The following is an 18,743-nucleotide window of genomic DNA, read 5'->3' on the forward strand; positions in this document are numbered from 1 at the left end:
TAATTACTTTATACTTACTGCTGAATTTGATATGATATTTATTGACAGTCAGGAAAAGGTAAAAATCCAATGACAATTAAAGAACAAATTACGCAGGAGTTAGAAAGACTACCTGAACCAGTGTTAAAAGAGGTTTTAGATTTTGTGCAGTTTTTAAAAACTAAACAGCAACAAAAAGAGATATTAGAAATTACGATCATGAGTGAATCTTCGCTGGCAAAAGATTGGTTAAAACCAGAGGAAGATGCAGCATGGCAGAATTTATAAAAGGTGATGTCAATATTTTTACAGCACTTTGCGTAACGTTTAGGTACAAAAACATAAGACAGAATTATTACATCAAGCTAGAAAATAGGATATGAACTGTACCAGATAGACGTGCAAAGTGCTGTATATTGTGGTTTTGATATTACAAATCATACAAATCTTTAAACCATTTAACAAATACTTGTGCTTTGGGATGTTTAGGATCTAGAATTTTCTCCTGAATAGCATTATGTAATTGTCTTCCTGGGGGTTTCTGCCAAGCTAACCAGGAATAAATATAGGCTTTATCAATATGTTCATCTATAAATTCTGCACCTTTAATCTTTGCTTCTATAACTACCTCCTGTGCATAGAGCCAAAGAGGTTCACTTTCATCTTTAATCATGTAAGCTAAAAATGTTTCTAACATACCTCTATTTTGATTATCTGGCATCATCCAAATACCGAATTTTTGATTATTAATCATATTAAGAATGATTCCTGATTCTGGCATTTCTTCAGGCAAATCATCTATATTTTTTTGTATTGCTTCTACCTTTAAACAAGCATTTCTAATACTTTGCCAGCGATCTTCAGGATTTTGATCTGCATCTATTATTAAACCTAAATGAGTTAACCAGCTTGCTTTCAATCTTGTAGATATTTTTTTATTATCAATAAATTCATCACTCCCATAAGCTTCTATGTAAACAGGTTCTTTACCTTTTTGCCAATTAACTCCATTAGCTTCCATGAGTTCTGGAATAACTCTTTTATCTTGTTCACCTTCAACAATTAGTCGTTTATTAACAATCACAACTTTAGATTTATCATTATTTGCCATTACTACCGCACCTCAATCTTTTCTTCAACAGCAATAACGATTTCAGATTCATCAAAGATAATACTGTTTTTTTGCTCTTTCTCAATTCTGTGAATCCTAATACCATCATCTGTTACATTCTCTGTTTCTGCAATGTCAGCTAAACTCTGCCAACAGTCATTACTATGTGTAGTTGCAAAAACTTGTACATTTAGTCTTTTAGCTGTATCCCAAATCATTTTCCACATACCGGACATTGTAGTAAAATGAAGTCCAGTATCTATTTCATCTACAAATAAATAACCATCTTTAGCTGATACTATAGCTAGTGCAAGTCCTAATATTCGCCAAATACCATCTCCCATACTGCCAATAGGTACACGCTGTTTTTTATCACTAAGACGGACAAAAAAACCAGTATGTGAGTCAGCAACCGCAGAACGTAATCTCGCTATTTTATTAGTTTTTTGGACATTTGCTGTAGCAATACGTTCAATTTTTGGATCAATAATTCTCAGAGCTTCTGTTGTTAGTTCTTCTTCAGGAGTTAATACAACTTCCTCAAATAATTCTTTCATATTTGTGGTATTTAAAGAAGAAGCATTGACAAATATTGTCTTATTCAATTGATTCTTTTTGTCTCGGCTAGAACGTTTAATCAGTCTCAAGGATAAGCAATTATTATCTAACAGAGGCATATTTACAATTTCTTTAGCTTCATCTTCTCTCTTCCAAATTACTCGGAAGTTTAGGCTTTTGAAATTACTTGATAACTCTTCAATAAGTTCTCTTTTTTTTTCTTCATCCAACTCTTCCAATTCTTCTAAATCAGCATCAATATGTAACTTTATGCTTCCTATATTGACAGAGAACTCTTCTTTAACATCGTCGTTAATTCCTGAAATAGAAAATTGACTATCTATATCAAATTGATGATCATAAAATAAATGACAAATATCTAGTTCACGCTCTTCTCTTGGATCATCACTCCAAAAATACTCACCCCGGTTAATCATTATTTCACCGAGTGATTCAAGATTAGTTCGTGAACATAAAAGCTGAATAGCTTCTAAAATTGAAGTTTTACCGCTATTATTTTTACCAACCAGTAAGTTAATTCTGCCTAATTGTTGAAGTTCAAAAGATTTGAAACCTCGAAAATTCTCTATTTTTACACTTTTCAACATAATTTTTAAGATGAAGACAACAGAGAAATAATGAGAGTAGGTTTATTATAACATTCAAATCCCCGACTTCTTTTAAAAAAATCGGGGATCTAAATCCTATTTCAACCCTGCTAATAAATCATTCTTCGCACTTTCCAAAGCTTGCGGTAACTTACTTGCATCCCTTCCCCCAGCTTGCGCGAGATTGGGTTTTCCACCACCACCACCACCACAAATTTTCGCTACAGCACCTACAAATTTTCCTGCTTGGATTCCTTTTTTATTCACTTCCGAACTAAAAGCAGCAACGATACTTACTTTCCCCTCTTCAGGAATAGAACCTAAAACCACAGCACCATTACCAATTTTTTGCAGTAATCTCTCAGCAGCATCTTTTAATGATTCTGCGTCAACATCTTCCAGTTGAGAAACAATAATTTTATGTTCTCCTACAGTTTCCGCAGTTTGTAATAAACTGTCAGATTTAACTATTGCAAGTTGTGATTTTAGGGTTTGAATTGTTTTTTCACTGTTGCGGAGTTCGGTTTGTAAAGTTGTGATTCTGTCGGGTATTTCTTCGGGTTTGATTTTAAAACGGAAACACAAATCTTTTGTTACTTGATCTCGCACATTTAAATAATCTAAAACCGATGCACCAGACACCGCTTCTATTCTTCTCACTCCTGAAGAAACTCCCGCTTCAGAGATGATTTTGAAAACGCCAATTTCCGCAGTATTTTTAACATGAGTTCCCCCGCATAATTCCATTGAAACACCAGGGAAATCAATTACTCGCACTTCATCACCGTATTTTTCACCAAACATTGCAACTGCACCTCTAGCTTTTGCTTCTGCTAAAGGTAATACTTCAATTTTGGCAGAATGCGCTTCAGAAATCCAAGTATTTACTAATTCTTCAACTTGCTGAACTTCATCCGCAGTTAAAGCGCGAGGACAGTTAAAATCAAACCGTAAGCTATCAAAAGAAACTAATGATCCTGCTTGGGAAATGCTTTCATCAACAACTTTCTTTAATGCTGCTTGTAATAAGTGAGTTGCTGTGTGGTTAGCTTGAGCGCGACGACGACAAGCGGTGTCAATTTGGGCGGTAATTTGATCACCAACTCTAATTGTACCACGTTCTATTTTACCAAAGTGAATAAAGAAATCAGATTCTTTTTTCACATCTTCAATTCTAATTAAAACCCCATCACCGGAAATATAACCTTTATCTCCGATTTGTCCACCTGATTCCGCATAAAATGGGGTTTTATCTAAAACAATTTGTACTTCTGTTCCTGCTTCCGCTTCTTCTTGGGAAATACCATTAACTAACAATACTTCAACTTTTGCAGTTGCTTGGTTTTGGGTATATCCTAAAAATTCGGTAGAATGGATATGTTCTGCTAGTTTATCTAAAGAACCTTGTACAGTTAAATCAATAGTTTCGTGTGCAGCTTTTGCACGTTCTACCTGTTTTTGCATTTCTGCATTGAAACCATCAACATCAACAGTTAAATTCTGTTCTTCGGCGATTTCTTGGGTTAATTCTAATGGGAAACCGTAGGTATCATATAAAGTAAAAGCACTTTCACCACTAATTGAAGTTAAACCTTTTTGTTTCACCTCTTGGATAATTTCCGCTAACAGCTTTTCACCTCTATCTAAGGTTTTTAAGAAATTAGCTTCTTCTCTGGCTAATTCTGCTTTAATAGCTGCTTCCCTTTGTCGCAAATTTGGATAAACATTTTCAGAAAGAGAAATTGCGGTTTCTGCAACTTGGTTAATAAATTCCCCAGAAATTCCAATTAATCTTCCATGTCTAACAACGCGACGAATTAAACGCCGTAAAATGTAACCTCTACCCACATTAGAAGCACGAATTTGATCAGCAATCATGTGTACAACGGAACGGACATGATCACCAATTACTTTTAGGGAAACTTTTGTTTTTTCATCACTTTGATGATAGTCAATTTTGGCAATTTTCGCCGCAGTTTCTACTATGGGGAAAATCAAATCTGTTTCATAATTGTTAGGAACTTTTTGGAGAATTTGCGCCATTCTCTCTAAACCCATTCCTGTATCTATGTTTTTATTTTGTAATGGGGTGAGATTTCCTTCTGCATCCCGATTATATTGCATGAAAACCAAGTTATAAAACTCGATAAATCGGGTATCATCTTCTAAATCAATATGATCATCTCCCAATTCTGGGTGAAAATCATAATAAATTTCTGAACAAGGACCGCAAGGACCTGTGGGACCAGAAACCCAGAAATTATCATCTGCACCCATGCGCTTGATGCGTTTTTCTGGAACGCCAATTTTATCTTTCCAGATGTTAAATGCTTCGTCGTCTTCTTCAAAGACACTAACTACTAAACGTTCGGGAGGTAAACCAAAAACTTCTGTTGATATTTCCCAACCCCAGGCGATCGCTTGTTCTTTAAAATAATCACCAAAGCTAAAATTACCCAACATCTCAAAAAATGTATGGTGGCGTTTTGTCCGTCCCACATTTTCGATATCATTGGTACGGATACATTTTTGAGAAGTGGTAGCGCGTTTAAATTCCGGTGTGCGCTGTCCTAAGAATATGGGTTTAAATGGTAACATCCCCGCTATAGTTAGCAGCACCGTGGGATCTTCTGGTACAAGGGAAGCACTGGGAAGCGGTTGGTGTCCCCGTTGGGTGTAGAAGTCGAGGAATAAAGCGCGAATATCGTTACCGCTAAGATACTGGGGAGTGGAAGACATGAGTGTTTAAGAAAAAAAAATTTAATTAATTTGGGAAAATCTGCACAAAGCATCATTACTATTTATAACTTATGCCACGAAATGCGAAATATGTATAACTATGTGTGCTTTGGGTGGAGGAATGTTCATTTAGTAGACCAAAGGTATTGTGTTTGAATAACAAAAATATAATCAAATATAGTTATTTGTCTGCATCTGTATAAAAGTTTTGGACATATTTGCTTTTCTCTATTCCCTATTTCCTATTCCCTATTAATAGCCCCAACAGATATCGTAAGTGTTTCACCGGACATGATCTAATTGGTATTACCCCAAAAAAAGAGAGTGGGAGGAGGCATTACCAAGCGCCATTCACTCCCACTCTACTATTTGCTGCTGAAGCGATTCAGGAATATACACATAACGCTAATCGTTAATTAGGGGGGTAATTACAGTTTAACGATAACGCCTCTACTCAGTGAGTATTCCTATTGCAGCAAACGCTAATTGTATTTATTTTTTCGACATATTTAACAAAATTCAATTGTGATTTTGTTTAACCTTTTAACAACTGCCTTGCTTTCGTTTGTCTAATTTAATTTAACTTGCCTCATCAGGGTATGGTTGCCAAATTGGCATTTTTCTGAAATTTTTTGATTGTTCATTTCTAACATTTAACAACATTAATTTCTGTTAATGCAACAGTAAAACTTCCGGTTTACGAGCAAGAGACTGTGAGGAAATCAATGAGGGGTGACACCCATCATCCGCATTATGACTGCATTACAGTGGCTTTTAACACAATTGATTTATAAGCTGAAAAGGGATTTTTAACTTAGCTTACCATGCAACATCAATACTTTAGCTATGAGGGGTTTAACCCTTCATTAAGGGACTTCCAGAAATTAAATTATTCAATGAGTGAGAACCAATGATTCTTCCTCCCCTGCTTCCCCTGCTTCCCCTGCTTCCCCTGCTGACCCAAACGATGGAATATTTTTTGAGTTGGAAGTCCCTAAAATGTCAGGGTGTAGGGTTGAGAGTCTGGGGTATAGGGAATAAAATTCAAATCTTTAACCCAACACCACCAGCCGCAAAATCAGCAACGGTTTGATGGGAAAGTTCATGTGTGGCCATAGCTTGCAACATTGCTAAAGGTAAGGTGAGATGATCGGCACCTGCTTGGATAGATGCGGCGGCTGCTTCTGGTGACTTGATACTAGCTGCCAAGATTTCTACACCAGTACCTTTGAGAACGCTGGCCATGTCCCGCACTAAAGCAATACCATCACCTAACAAGCGTGTGGCACGATTGACGTAAGCTATGGCGACTTTTGCACCTGCTTCCTTGGCTACTACAGCTTGTGCGGGACTGTAAATACCGGTCACAGAACAGGTAATTTCTGCTGAAAGTGTGGCCACGACTTCAAAACCAAGGGGTGTAGCCGGGATTTTTAATATTGTTTGAGAACCGATAATTGTAAAGGCTTTGATGCCTTCTGCTATCATGCTCTTTTTATCAGAGGCTAAAAGTTGATAATAAACTGGCCCAGAGGTTAAGGAAACCAGGGTTTTCAGGGTGGTTTCTGGTGGGGTATTGGCTTGTGCTAACAGCGTGGGATTAGTGGTGATACCTTTTACCCAACCCCATCGTTTAACAATTTCGGCTTCCGATGCGATCGCTGAATCTAGATAAAGTGCCATAACTGCGTTATTTTTGCATAAAAAAAACAAACCATAGTTATTTTGTCAATAAAGCGGTCATTCGATTTTAGATTTTAGATTTTAGATTTTAGATTTTAGATTTTTAATTTACAGTGAAACTGTAGCTAACTGCTACACACACATATTCTGACTCCTGACTCCTGACTCCTAAATTCTTACGGATTAATATTAAATTTCCAAATTCCTAACCTAACCTCAACCACAAAATGTTAAATCTAGTAACGTTGAGTAATCAGAAACCAACGTGAAAGCACAAGTATTTAGAGGCGTAAATCAATTATCCTACGAAGAAATCCCAGTTCCTAACCTAGAAGCAGATGAAGTGCTAGTACAGGTGAGAGTTGTGGGTTTGTGTCAGTCAGATATTAAAAAAATTCGCTATCCTCTGTATGAACCACCACGCATATTTGGACACGAAACCGCTGGAAATATTGCGGCTGTTGGTTCACAGGTGAAGGGATGGACAGTAGGACAACGGGTAGCGGTGATGCACCACATACCATGTATGCGTTGCGCCTATTGCTTAAATGATAATTTTTCCATGTGCGATGTTTATAAAAATATTTCTACTACCGCAGGTTTTAATGCTAGTGGTGGTGGGTTTGCCGAGTATGTGAAAGTACCAGGTCATATTGTGCAGAATGGTGGGTTAATTCCCATACCTGATGATATCAGTTTTGAAGAAGCAAGTTTCGTAGAACCCACTAACTGCTGTTTAAAAGCGGTGAAAAAAGCCCAGATTGCACCAGGACAAACTGTGTTAGTAACCGGGGCTGGGCCAATTGGCTTAATGTTTATCATGTTGGTGAAGTATTTAGGAGCAAAGGCGATCGCCACAGACCTTTTACCCTCTAGAATTGAAAAAGCTCTAGAAGTGGGTGCAGAAGCAGCTTTTGATGCGCGAGATGCTGATTTACCTGCAAAAATTCAAGCTTTAACTGGAGGAATGGGTGTTGATGTAACCTTGTTAGCAGTACCCAGTGATAAAGCGTTTTTTCAAGCATTAGACTGTACCCGCAAAGGTGGAAAAATTCTCTTTTTCGCTGAGTTCCCCGATGAAGTGGAAATTCCCATCAACCCGAATCTTCTCTACCGTCGAGAAATTGATTTAATGGGTAGCTATAGCTCATCCTACCGTCTGCAAAATCTATCTGCGGATATTGTCTTTAATCGTCGCATTGATGTTAAAGCCTTGATTAGCGATCGCTATCCCTTGCAAGATTTATCACAAGCTGTAAACCAAGCGATCGCACCCACACCAGATACTTACAAAATTTTGATTTATCCTTAGAGGAAGCAGGGGTGGCAGGGGGAGCAGGGGGAGTAATATATTTATCATCTGCCCATATCCCCATCATCCCAAACCAGATGTCTATTTCTCTCGTTATAGTCGTTATACTGGCCTTATACGTCGCATTTAACCTGGGAGCCAATGATGTTGCTAATGCAATGGGAACCTCTGTCGGTTCAAAAGCTGTTACCCTCAAACAAGCAATCATTATTGCAGGAGTCTTAGAATTTACAGGTGCGGTATTATTCGGGCATGGAGTTACAGAAACACTAGGAACAAAAATCGCCAACCCCGACTTATTCATCGCTACACCCCAAATCCTAGCTTTAGGGATGGCAACGGTACTGATATCATCGGGAGTATGGCTGCAAATAGCCACAGCACGGGGTTTACCAGTCTCTTCATCTCATGCCGTTGTCGGTGCGATCACCGGGTTTACTTGGGTAACATTAGGATTAAACGCTATAGATTTGTCATCCATTGGTTTAATTACTATTGGTTGGATATTAACACCAATCATTAGCGCAGTTATTGCTGCTTTTTTTTATAGCCTCATCCAACACTGGATTTTATTGCAACCTAATCCTCACCGACAATTACAAGAATGGATTCCCTGGTTAAGCACAATTTTACTGAGTATATTTGGTGTAATAGTTCTCCCATCCTTAACTCAACCACTGACAAATCTTGTGCTTGAGAAATTCGGTTTAAACATACCTGCTCACGACATCCCCATTTTTACAGGCGCAACAGCAGCAATCGGACTAACAATTTATAGCTGGCGAAAATTAGATTTTGCTACAGTCCAAAATCCCACAGAGCAATTATTCGGTCGTTTCCAACTATTAAGTGCTTGCTTCGTCGCCTTTGCACATGGTTCAAATGATGTGGGTAATGCGATCGCACCTCTAGCAGTAATCTTCTATATCAATCAGACAAGTAGCGTCCCCAACCATGGAATCTCCATACCTTTATGGATTATGATCCTTGGAGGTGCTGGCATTGTTGCCGGATTAGCAATATGGGGCAAAAAAGTTATTGCCACAATTGGGGAAAATATCATATCCTTACAACCTAGTAGCGGATTCTGTGCCGAACTTGCTACCGCCACCACAATTTTAATAGCCTCCCGGTTAGGATTGCCTGTATCCACCTCTCACGCTCTTGTTGGTGGTGTAGTTGGCATTGGACTGGTGCAGAATCTCAAATCAATTAAATTTCAAACACTCAAGGGAATCGCCGCAGCCTGGGTAATTACAGTCCCCATCAGTGCTGTAATCAGCGCCTCAATATTCAGTATTATCCGGATGATATTAAATTTAAACTGAAATTTATGGAGATTCTTACCTAGCCATTCTCATCATGAATGCAATAAATTCTAGAATCAAGGCATAAGTAAGATTACTGTTTCACTCAAAAAATTTCGGTGCTGTATCCCTACATCCCAAATCCCAACCCACAAACCGCTATCTTCTGCAATAAGTATTAAAATTAAAGCATATTTTTGCAGAATAGCTGGTTATTTATTAGAATATTGTGCAGGAGATAGCATTTTCTTCTATTTTTCTAGAACGATATTTTAATTCCTCAGAGCAACGGAAACTGTCACGCAATTTACACTTCGCACAAACTTTGGTTTTTAACAACCTACCAATCTGCAAGGCTTTGAAACAGTTATCAGTGAACAGTAAACGGTGAACAGTAAACAGTGAACAGCGAATAGTTATCAGTGAACAGTAAACAGTAAACAGACTGACAACTGATAACTGATTTATCGTCAAGGTGTTAGAGGTTAGAAACTAATGGGGCGATTTGAGAAGCGACCAGACAACCAACGAAGCAGAGGCGACCTATCCAGAGCAGCTGAAAATGCTCTCTGGGATATAGTTGAAGACTTAGAAAATCTGCAACAGAATGTTCTCCGGTCTTTGCAAGATGATGTCAAGCGGCTGGAGGCTGAAAAAACCCGTTTAGCTAACGATATTCAAAGATTGATAGAAGAAAAAGAAAAGTTACAACAGGCCAGACAAATTACTGAACAACAAGTTCTCATTCGTCAGCTGGCGGAAGTTTTGGCAAAGCACATATCTTCCCAACTTCAATCTTCTTTGAAAACTTTAGCTATTGGATCTATTGAGAGTGAATCTCCTGAACGAGCCGCTCTCAAATCTGCTGAAGTAAATTCTACGGTAGTAAGTGATCTCAATGAAAATGTCAGCAAAATGCTCGACAATCTCGATGATACTGTCACCATTACCTTTAGTTCCCTGCAACAAGAATTGAAAAATTATCAAAGTCATCTTTCCCAGCAGTTGTTAAGAATGTATGACCAACAGCAGCAAGGGGAAGAGATTTTGGCAGAATTTGTGAATCGTCTCCGAGCAGAACTGGAAAAGACCAAAGAACCCACTCCTCTTAAGGTAGTAACAGGAGGTATGCCAACTGTACTACAACTGACTGAACCTCACAAAAACGGTTTTTTAGAAAAATCACCAGAAAGAATTATTGCGGAACCAATTGCTTTGGTAACTCAGGAATTACCAAAAACAGAAAATTCATCATCAATGGAGGCTGTGGTTACATTACCACCATCCCAGGAAAAGACCTCTGAGTCAATTTCATCTTTTATTCCTGATTCTTCAACATCACCATCAACAACAGAATCAGCAACTCAGGAAAAGACCTCTGAGTCAATTTCATCTTTTATTCCTGATTCTTTAGCATCAACAACAACAACAGAATCAGCAACTCCACCAGCTACATCTGAGTCAATTTCATCTTTTATTCCTGATTCTTTAGCATCAACAACAACAACTCAGGAAAAGACATCTGAATCAATTTCATCTCCTATTCCTGATTTTTCAGCATCACCATCAACAACAGAATCAACAACTCAGGAAAAGACATCTGAATCAATTTCATCTCCTATTCCTGATTTTTCAGCATCACCATCAACAACAGAATCAACAACTCAGGAAAAGACCTCTGAGTCAATTTCATCTCCTATTCCTGATTTTTCAGCATCACCATCAACAAAATACCAACCACCATTAAGACCCAATCTGGAAACAACATCCCGACGACAAAGATCCCGTAGTTCTCCAAATTGGTCGCCGATTCAGATAGGTTTTTTGTTGGTTGTATCGTCAACAGTGATGTCATCCCTTTATAACGTAGCTGTAAAGGCGCTGTTCAATCAAGGCTCTGATTTACTCGGAAATTTCGAGACACAGCAATTGATATCACCAACCTTGGGGAATATTTTCTTAATTTTAATGCTCAGATTATTAGTGGTTGTGCCATTGATGTTACTTTTGGCTCCTATCTTACATCCCCCAGTTTGGCAAGACTTACAAAATCTATTTGATTCAGTCGGGAGAAATGCTACTCCCAATCGAGAAAAAACACAACAAGTTTTATGGTTATCAGCTGTGAGTGGTGGATTTTTGTTTTTATCTCAAGTCCTCATTTACATTGCTATTGGTAACGTGACCACCGGAGTTGCAATCGCCCTGTTTTTTATCTATCCCATGATTACTGGACTGTTAGCGTGGTTTCTCTTTCGTGAACGTCCTAATTTATTCACTTCTGGTGCGATTTCCAGCATCTTTTGTGGTCAATTATTAATCTTGGGTAGTTATTCAACTGGTAATAGTAATACCTCTTTAGGAATTATTTCTGGAATTATGTCCGGAATAGCTTTTGCTGTATACGTAATTCTTACTAGGTTATGCGCTCCGAAACTGCATCCAGTTTCTTTTGCTTTAATCAACTTCGCCACCATGTTACTGTTAAGCTTCATTTGCTTAATGATACCTTTACCAAGTGACTGGAGTTTAGCCATCAGATCAGCTAATGTACTGGAAGTGATTTTAAGTGCTTTCATGTTGGGTGTCCTCACCCTTTGCGGATATTTATTTAACAACTTTGGAATTCGCAAATTAGGTGGGCCACGCTCGGCTATAATTGGTGCTGTTGTTCCAGTTTTAACAGTAATTTTTGCTGGATTAATCATTCAGGAAAAATTAGATATTCTCCAAATTTTGGGAGTCCTATTAGTAACTGGTGGTGCAGTTGCCGTCAGCTTTGAAAAAATGCGAAGTCAGCTTCAATCTTCTAGTCCCAAAAGTTAAATGAGCAAGAAATATACAGCAGCAGTCAGGAATCAGTAGGGATTTAGCAACGCTAACTCTATCCAAGAGTAAAAACCTCTTGATACTTGTTTTTTTGATTTAAATAATGTTGTAATTGATTGACATACAATATGCTGTAAAAGTATATATCCAGCAGGATTATTTACTTTTGATATCAGATAATTGTCATATTTCTAAATCTAGATTAAATTTGGTGCTAGACTATGATTAGCTTTTATAAGCAAGCAGGTTCTTATCCTGATTTTCATCTGACAAAAAAGCAATTTAGATGTGCAACAACTTATGACTGAAATTAGTTCCATCAAGTAATTTGCAATTGATGTAGCTCAATGCACTGATTTGGTAATAAGCCAAGTCATCATTCTTGTTAAGATTAACGATTTACACCCTAAAATTATGAAAACCATAGGAAATTTATGGTGAAAACATGACAAATCTTCATTTCAGGTGAAGACAAAAATTGCAGTTGGGTGTATAATTAGTAGTTTAATTTGAATACCACTCTTGTAAACGTGCCATTCATCTGTCTGTGAATATGAGTAACGACATAGATCTGATCAAACGTCTGGGTCCAAGTGCGATGGATCAGATCATGCTTTATCTAGCTTTCAGTGCCATGCGTACAAGTGGACATAGGCATGGAGCATTTTTAGATGCAGCTGCAACCGCAGCGAAGTGTGCAATTTACATGACCTATCTGGAGCAGGGACAAAACCTGCGAATGACTGGACATTTGCACCATCTAGAGCCAAAGCGAGTAAAAATAATTGTTGAGGAAGTAAGACAAGCCCTGACAGAAGGTAAATTGTTGAAAATGTTGGGTTCTCAAGAACCCCGCTATTTAATTCAATTGCCATATCTGTGGATGGAAAAATATCCTTGGCAGCCAGGAAGATCCCGTGTTCCTGGTACAAGTCTAACTAGCGAAGAAAAAAAGCAAATTGAACGCAAGCTGCCTAAAAACTTACCTGATGCTCAGTTAGTAACTTCCTTTGAGTTTTTAGAGTTAATCGAATTTCTGCACAAGCGATCGCAAGAAGAGTTGCCACCCAACCACCAAATGCCCCTGAGTGAAGCCTTGGCAGAACATATCAAGCGCCGTTTACTATACTCAGGAACAGTCACACGCATTGATTCACCTTGGGGAATGCCTTTTTATGCCCTAACTCGTCCTTTTTACGCCCCGGCAGACGACCAAGAGCGCACTTACACAATGGTGGAAGATACCGCTCGCTATTTCCGCATGATGAAAGATTGGGCAGAAAGAAAAGCTAATTCTATGCGTGCTGTAGAAGAACTGGACATCCCCATTGAACAAATGCAACAGGCTATGGAAGAGTTGGATGAAATCATCCGTGCTTGGGCAGATAAATATCACCGAGATGGAGGTATGCCTATGGTTCTACAAATGGTTTTTGGTAATCAAGACCAGTAAGCTAATATAAGTCTGAATATGTGTAGAAAGCAAAGTTCTCACATAGTCTTAAATAGTCAGTAAAAATCAAATTAATTAGGTTAAAACAATAACCTAATCTTCTAGACTCCTCAAATTTCTCTTAACCCGTCGTTTTTTATGTGACAGACTGGTAGGGTGGAAAGTTTACCAACCCTACAATCATGACTAAACTACCAGCTTTTCAGCGTTATCAATTTACTTAGTGCTGCCGGGAGTTGACGGCATAGGAACAGTTTCAAAACGAGGCATTAATCCTGGCGGTGTTGTCGTTCCCACCCCAATGTTACTAGCTCGGTCACTGGCATCAATACAAGCATCAAAAGCCTGAATCGGAGCTATATCAATTTCTTTACGCAAGCCAACCACACACTGAGCAAAAGTTACGGGTAATAAACTGCGTCCACAGTAGGCCAAAGTAGCCTGGTTATTTTCCTCCTTAGTGCTTTTGCTAATACCCACGACACAGGCAGCTAAATCTTCAGGACGGCGTGCTTGACTACAGGAATAGAGGGCATCTGTAGGGCTAATTTGTGTCTGCTTTTTGATTTTAGCCACACAGGTAGATAACTCTCTGGGTCGGAGTGCAGATGCACAACCTTTAGATGCTTCTTGTGCTGTAACTCCCACACTCAATAATTGTGCCGCACAAGCACGGTAATCATTTCTATAAGAATCTATAACAGCTTGGCTTGGTAGAATGCTTGTCAATAATCCAGCTATAGTTATAACTGGAACAGTGAAAATTCTGCTGTTAATTCGTTTTTGGCTTTTTATCATTGCTATTCTCCGCTATGCTCCAAACACCCAAGGCTATGCTAACTTAGAATCTTCTCAAACTGTTCTCAAATTCAGGAATTTTCGAGGAACAGGGTGTAGGGTGTGGGGTGTAGGGACTCTACCTTTTAGGGCTGAGTGTCAAATCAGGATGCCCTATTTAGAGGATTTGTGAACAAAGGATGGAATTGTGCTGATTTTTCTGTCTTTGTGTATAATCATGAAGCACACATCACAAGTGCAAAATTAATATCTGTGGATAAAAACCTACCATTAGCTTGGTAGCAACAGCAAGTAAACGGCAAAATGCTCTATTTTATTGATATCAGAGCAATTTGTTTGAGTTTTGTGTTCACAGATAATTTTATTGATAATCCTCTAGCTAATTGCAGCAAGGAATGTCATAATAGAATATTTGGGTAAAGTTTAAACAGGATTAAATTAAGGAAACTCATGTCCCGATATAGAGGGCCTCGCCTCAGAATTGTCCGCCGCTTGGGCGAATTACCAGGCTTAACTCGGAAAAGTGCTAGACGTGCTTATGCACCTGGACAACATGGTCAAAACCGGAAAAAACGTTCTGAGTATGCTATCCGTCTAGAGGAAAAGCAAAAGCTCCGTTTGAATTACGGCTTGACAGAAAAGCAAATGCTTCGCTATGTACGTAAAGCTAGGCGTGTTACTGGCTCTACCGGACAAGTCTTGCTGCAATTGTTAGAAATGCGGTTAGATAATACAGTTTTTCGCATGGGCATGGCTCCCACCATTCCCGCAGCACGTCAACTGGTAAATCATGGTCATGTCACCGTTAATGGTCGTGTAGTGAATATTGCCAGCTATCAGTGCCGTCCTGGTGAAGAAATTGCTGTTAGGGATAAAGAAGCATCCAAGAAATTGGTAGAAACTAACTTGCAATATCCCGGTCTAGCTAACCTTCCTAATCACCTGGAGTTTGATAAAAATAAATTGGCTGGTAAAGTCAATGGTGTGATTGAAAGAGAATGGGTAGCACTACAAGTTAATGAACTGCTGGTGGTGGAATACTACTCACGTCAGGCTTAATGAAGTGCTGAGTGCTGAGTACCGAGTGCTGAGTTTGTATGACTATGACTCAGGACTCAGGACTCATAACTCAGGACTGTTTTAACCGCCAATTTGCGACATGGTACGGGTGTAAGCACCGACAGTACCTGAGTCGCGTTGTTTAAAGTTTATTTCTGATTTGAAGTTTAATAATTGCTGAACTTGTTCTTGTAATTGCAAGGTGCTAATCCCAGCACGTAAAGCAGTCTTGAGATTAATTTGACCTGTTTCATTTAATAAGCAGGGACGTAGCCAACCATCTGCATTCAGACGTAATCGGTTACAGCGATCGCAAAAACATTCTGACATTTGACTAATAAATCCTAGTGTTCCCTTCGCTCCAGGAATTTGAAAGACATCAGCAGGACCATTACCACAAACTTGCGATTCTGTCAAACCCCAACGTGCGCGGATGCTGTGTCTTAAATCAGCAGAAGAGATCCAACCGCGATCGCTAAATAATTGCCCATTACCAATAGGCATAAACTCAATAAATCGGATGTGCCATTGTTTGTCAATGGTCAGGGCAGCTAAATCTAAAACTTCGTGGTCATTGACACCAGGAATTACAACCACATTTAACTTCAACGGGTCAAAACCCACATTATAGGCAGCTTGAATACCTTGCCAAACTTGCTGCCAACGTCCACGTCCATGATTACCGATAATTTGCTCAAAAGTATCTGATTCGAGAGAATCTAAACTAATATTAATTCTTCTTAAACCTGCATCATAGAGATTTTTGGCTATTGGCGCTAATAAAAACCCATTGGTAGTCATTGCCAAATCTTGAGTTTGAGGAAGATTAGCAATTTTTTTCACCAATTCCACCACACCAGGACGCAGTAGAGGTTCACCACCAGTCAAGCGGAAGCGGGTAAAACCCACAGGAATAAATACGTCTTGAATAAGAGTGAGAAGTTCCTGATCAGTTAATAACTGTTGTTTGAGGATATAGTCTAATTCTGCGCCTTCTGGCATACAGTACAGACAACGAAAATTACAGCGATCAATTAAACTAATCCGTAGATAGTCTACCTGGTTCATGGTGATTTTTAGCTAAAAACGTCGGAGACTAACTTCTAGGGTATCTTAAACATATTGTTGCTGGGGAGTCCGGGTTTAAGTTTGACTATCACTCACTGGCGTGCGAGAGAAAAATTAGCATTTCTTGGTATTATTTCGATTGCTTGGGTAGTTTTCAGTTTATTGATGCTATAATTCAATTATTGGCTACCCGTGGCTGCACCAATGATTAAGCCCTCTATGAAGCTAAAAAAACAGGACATGATCAGTGTTGTGTATCCATCAAGTTGGGTTAAAAACCCCATTCATCAATTTTAAAATTTTCAATTATAATATTTACCTGCTTATTGTTGCTGATCCTGTGTAAGTACGCAGAATCTGTGGCAGTTAGTTGATCGCATACACAAAAGAGCTATCCATCGTGCAAGATACCGACTCTATAAATGACCTTGCTGCTGCACTGCAACAGCCAGTAGACTTAGACTTTGAATTACCAGATCCAGAAGACGAACAAATTGCTGAATCTGACTTTTTACAGCAGTTAGATGTAGCTTGGCAAGTATGCGATCGCTTTGATTTGCAAACAGAAATTTGGCGAGGTCGCATTTTACGCGCTATCCGCGATAGAGAGAAAAAAGGCGGTGATAGTAGAGGTACTGGTTTCCTCAAATGGTTGAAGGAAAGGGAAATTAGCAAAACTCAAGCTTACTCCTGGATTCAACTCGCTAACAGTGCTGATACTCTGTTAGAAGAAGGCAAACTTGATCCCGGCAGTGTTAATAACTTTAGTAAACGGGCATTTGTAGAAACCGCCAAAGCCGCCCCAGAAGTCCAACAAATGGTGAGTGAAGCCGCGCAAAAGGGCGATCGCATCACCCGCAGAGAAGTTCGGCAACTCACCGACGAATGGACAGCCATGTCCTCAGAATTATTACCTGAACCAGTCAAGGAAAAAGCCGCAGATAATAGCCTTCCTGCCCGCTATATTGCCCCTCTGGTCAAGGAAATGGAAAAATTGCCTGAATCACACCAGAAAGCATTACAAAGAGATATAGCTGCTAATCCTGACGTTGATACCCTCAAACAAGCCACCACAGAAGCCCGTCAACTAGCAAAATATCTCAAATCGGCTGCTCAAGTTCAGGCATTGACAGAGGAAAATGTGGATATTGAAACTGCATTAGAAGAAGCCCAAAGAATCGGTTGTTTAAGTATTGCTGCTGATTTGGTAAACCAAGCTTCCCAGATGGAACAAAGCATAGCCAAGTTATACATGACCTGGAAAAAAATCAGTAACTTGGCTGATAGATTATATGTTGATACTGGTGCGAGTACACCCAATTTGCGATTGCTTCTCAATTGTGTAGAACCACTAGGAGGGGAAGTCATGGAACTACAACTGAGTGGTGCAACCGAACACACTGTTAGGTTACAGATTCAAGAGACTAATTAACCTCTTCTATGAAAATGGGAGTTGAGGGTGCGACAAGCAAAGTAAAACCAAGACGATGTAGCCACGATGATGAAAATCTATAATTTGGATGAGTCTCAGGAATTAGTCTTGGAAATGATGGTGTTAGTATGGCTACGCCACGCAAGCTATCGCAATAAGCAGCCATTTTATCAGCCGGGTCTGAGGAATATAAGCCTTATCAGCAACTACTTTACTTCTTTGTCGTCCCTCAATATCTAAATAGGGTTTGTTGAAAATGTTATTCTTGAGGGGAGAGAAGAGGGAATAGCGAATAGGGCTTTCATCATTTTCACCGATGCTCATAGATGTCTTGAGGGTTCATGAATGCATGGGTTTTCATTTTCATCGCTCCCCTCTTATCCCCCTCAAACTCTTGATTATTCTAGATTATTCTAGCTTTTGGCTTTATTCAGCAAACCCTAAATATATGATATAAAAAAAGCCAAAACAAAAGCCCCCGGTGGAGGGAGCTTTGAAATGATAGACCTGGCATAGAGCTATTTTGGCGTGGGGCAACCCCCAGACTATCGTGGCCGTGGCAGCGTTTCACCTCTGAGTTCGGGAAGGGATCAGTGTGGGACCACCGCGCAATCAACACCAGGAAAACCTGTCGATTTTGGATTTTGGATTTTGGATTTTAGATTGGAATTATCAATCGCAAATCTAAAAAGAAAAATCGAAAATACACAAAACCCTGAAGACTGCAAGTAAAGCGAAAGAGGAGAGGTCAAGCCCTCGGTCTGTTAGCACGGCTCGGCTACATACATTACTGTACTTCCACCTACC

14 protein-coding genes and 1 rRNA gene are annotated in these 18,743 nt (G+C 39.2%); 7 read left to right on the plus strand and 8 right to left on the minus strand.

Features of this window, described 5'->3' with window-relative positions:
• Positions 1–69 precede the first annotated feature (69 nt).
• Positions 70–267: a DUF2281 domain-containing protein gene (locus A0J48_RS02470; RefSeq protein ID WP_200320009.1), complete on the plus strand. Its 198-nt coding sequence runs from the start codon at positions 70–72 to the stop codon at positions 265–267.
• Positions 268–409: 142 nt separating this feature from the next.
• On the opposite strand, the gene A0J48_RS02475 is transcribed toward A0J48_RS02470, so the two are convergent.
• The 4 genes from A0J48_RS02475 to A0J48_RS02490 all read right to left on the minus strand — a co-directional run bounded on the left by A0J48_RS02475 (position 410) and on the right by A0J48_RS02490 (position 6,678).
• On the minus strand, positions 410–1,090 hold the full coding sequence (locus A0J48_RS02475) for a DUF3226 domain-containing protein (RefSeq protein ID WP_200320011.1): 681 nt from the start codon (positions 1,088–1,090) through the stop codon (positions 410–412).
• Between the two features lie 2 nt (positions 1,091–1,092).
• A complete protein-coding gene (locus A0J48_RS02480) occupies positions 1,093–2,256 on the minus strand; it encodes an AAA family ATPase (protein ID WP_200320013.1) in 1,164 nt (387 codons plus the stop codon).
• Positions 2,257–2,352: 96 nt separating this feature from the next.
• Complete coding sequence (gene alaS, locus A0J48_RS02485) at positions 2,353–4,995, minus strand: alanine--tRNA ligase (RefSeq protein WP_200320015.1); 2,643 nt, start codon at positions 4,993–4,995, stop codon at positions 2,353–2,355.
• Between the two features lie 1,044 nt (positions 4,996–6,039).
• Complete coding sequence (locus A0J48_RS02490) at positions 6,040–6,678, minus strand: transaldolase family protein (RefSeq protein WP_200320017.1); 639 nt, start codon at positions 6,676–6,678, stop codon at positions 6,040–6,042.
• Between the two features lie 265 nt (positions 6,679–6,943).
• Here A0J48_RS02490 and A0J48_RS02495 point away from each other — a divergent pair, with 265 nt between their 5' ends.
• The 4 genes from A0J48_RS02495 to hetR all read left to right on the plus strand — a co-directional run bounded on the left by A0J48_RS02495 (position 6,944) and on the right by hetR (position 13,579).
• Positions 6,944–7,990, plus strand: a complete 1,047-nt coding sequence (locus A0J48_RS02495; RefSeq protein WP_200320019.1) for a zinc-dependent dehydrogenase — start codon at positions 6,944–6,946, stop codon at positions 7,988–7,990.
• A 77-nt stretch (positions 7,991–8,067) separates the two neighbouring features.
• On the plus strand, positions 8,068–9,318 hold the full coding sequence (locus tag A0J48_RS02500; RefSeq protein WP_200320021.1) for an inorganic phosphate transporter: 1,251 nt from the start codon (positions 8,068–8,070) through the stop codon (positions 9,316–9,318).
• A 474-nt stretch (positions 9,319–9,792) separates the two neighbouring features.
• Positions 9,793–12,123, plus strand: coding sequence for a DMT family transporter (locus tag A0J48_RS02505; RefSeq protein ID WP_200320023.1), 2,331 nt, complete (start codon positions 9,793–9,795; stop codon positions 12,121–12,123).
• A gap of 556 nt (positions 12,124–12,679) precedes the next feature.
• Positions 12,680–13,579, plus strand: coding sequence for a heterocyst differentiation master regulator HetR (gene hetR / locus A0J48_RS02510; RefSeq protein WP_200320025.1), 900 nt, complete (start codon positions 12,680–12,682; stop codon positions 13,577–13,579).
• Positions 13,580–13,795: 216 nt separating this feature from the next.
• On the opposite strand, the gene A0J48_RS02515 is transcribed toward hetR, so the two are convergent.
• Positions 13,796–14,377 (minus strand): hypothetical protein, encoded by a 582-nt coding sequence (locus tag A0J48_RS02515; protein WP_200320027.1) that lies wholly within the window; start codon positions 14,375–14,377, stop codon positions 13,796–13,798.
• 450 nt (positions 14,378–14,827) lie between these two features.
• On the opposite strand from A0J48_RS02515, the gene rpsD reads away from it, so the two are divergent.
• Entirely contained in the window at positions 14,828–15,436 is a 609-nt protein-coding gene (rpsD, locus tag A0J48_RS02520; RefSeq protein ID WP_200320029.1) for a 30S ribosomal protein S4, read from the plus strand.
• Positions 15,437–15,517: 81 nt separating this feature from the next.
• Here rpsD and moaA read toward each other — a convergent pair whose 3' ends face one another.
• A complete protein-coding gene (gene moaA / locus A0J48_RS02525) occupies positions 15,518–16,504 on the minus strand; it encodes a GTP 3',8-cyclase MoaA (protein WP_200320031.1) in 987 nt (328 codons plus the stop codon).
• 400 nt (positions 16,505–16,904) lie between these two features.
• Between moaA and A0J48_RS02530 the strand changes: the two genes are divergently transcribed.
• Entirely contained in the window at positions 16,905–17,936 is a 1,032-nt protein-coding gene (locus A0J48_RS02530; protein ID WP_200320033.1) for a hypothetical protein, read from the plus strand.
• Between the two features lie 132 nt (positions 17,937–18,068).
• Here A0J48_RS02530 and A0J48_RS02535 read toward each other — a convergent pair whose 3' ends face one another.
• Together A0J48_RS02535 and rrf are read right to left on the minus strand one after the other, a co-directional pair.
• The gene (locus tag A0J48_RS02535) at positions 18,069–18,260 is read right to left on the minus strand and encodes a hypothetical protein (protein ID WP_200320035.1); all 192 of its coding nucleotides are present in this window, start codon (positions 18,258–18,260) and stop codon (positions 18,069–18,071) included.
• A 181-nt stretch (positions 18,261–18,441) separates the two neighbouring features.
• Positions 18,442–18,559, minus strand: a 5S ribosomal RNA gene (rrf, locus tag A0J48_RS02540).
• Positions 18,560–18,743: the final 184 nt, after the last annotated feature.

This window comes from Sphaerospermopsis aphanizomenoides BCCUSP55 (genome assembly GCF_001586785.1).
In the GTDB taxonomy this organism is placed as follows: domain Bacteria; phylum Cyanobacteriota; class Cyanobacteriia; order Cyanobacteriales; family Nostocaceae; genus Sphaerospermopsis_A; species Sphaerospermopsis_A aphanizomenoides_A.

Excerpts from the sequence above, each read along its gene's own strand:
- A0J48_RS02470 (WP_200320009.1), top strand. The coding sequence starts at position 70 with ATGACAATTAAAGAACAAATTACGCAGGAGTTAGAAAGACTACCTGAA.
- A0J48_RS02475 (WP_200320011.1), bottom strand. The coding sequence starts at position 1,090 with ATGGCAAATAATGATAAATCTAAAGTTGTGATTGTTAATAAACGACTA.
- A0J48_RS02480 (WP_200320013.1), bottom strand. The coding sequence starts at position 2,256 with ATGTTGAAAAGTGTAAAAATAGAGAATTTTCGAGGTTTCAAATCTTTT.
- alaS (WP_200320015.1), bottom strand. The coding sequence starts at position 4,995 with ATGTCTTCCACTCCCCAGTATCTTAGCGGTAACGATATTCGCGCTTTA.
- A0J48_RS02490 (WP_200320017.1), bottom strand. The coding sequence starts at position 6,678 with ATGGCACTTTATCTAGATTCAGCGATCGCATCGGAAGCCGAAATTGTT.
- A0J48_RS02500 (WP_200320021.1), top strand. The coding sequence starts at position 8,068 with ATGTCTATTTCTCTCGTTATAGTCGTTATACTGGCCTTATACGTCGCA.
- A0J48_RS02505 (WP_200320023.1), top strand. The coding sequence starts at position 9,793 with ATGGGGCGATTTGAGAAGCGACCAGACAACCAACGAAGCAGAGGCGAC.
- hetR (WP_200320025.1), top strand. The coding sequence starts at position 12,680 with ATGAGTAACGACATAGATCTGATCAAACGTCTGGGTCCAAGTGCGATG.
- A0J48_RS02515 (WP_200320027.1), bottom strand. The coding sequence starts at position 14,377 with ATGATAAAAAGCCAAAAACGAATTAACAGCAGAATTTTCACTGTTCCA.
- rpsD (WP_200320029.1), top strand. The coding sequence starts at position 14,828 with ATGTCCCGATATAGAGGGCCTCGCCTCAGAATTGTCCGCCGCTTGGGC.
- moaA (WP_200320031.1), bottom strand. The coding sequence starts at position 16,504 with ATGAACCAGGTAGACTATCTACGGATTAGTTTAATTGATCGCTGTAAT.
- A0J48_RS02535 (WP_200320035.1), bottom strand. The coding sequence starts at position 18,260 with ATGAGCATCGGTGAAAATGATGAAAGCCCTATTCGCTATTCCCTCTTC.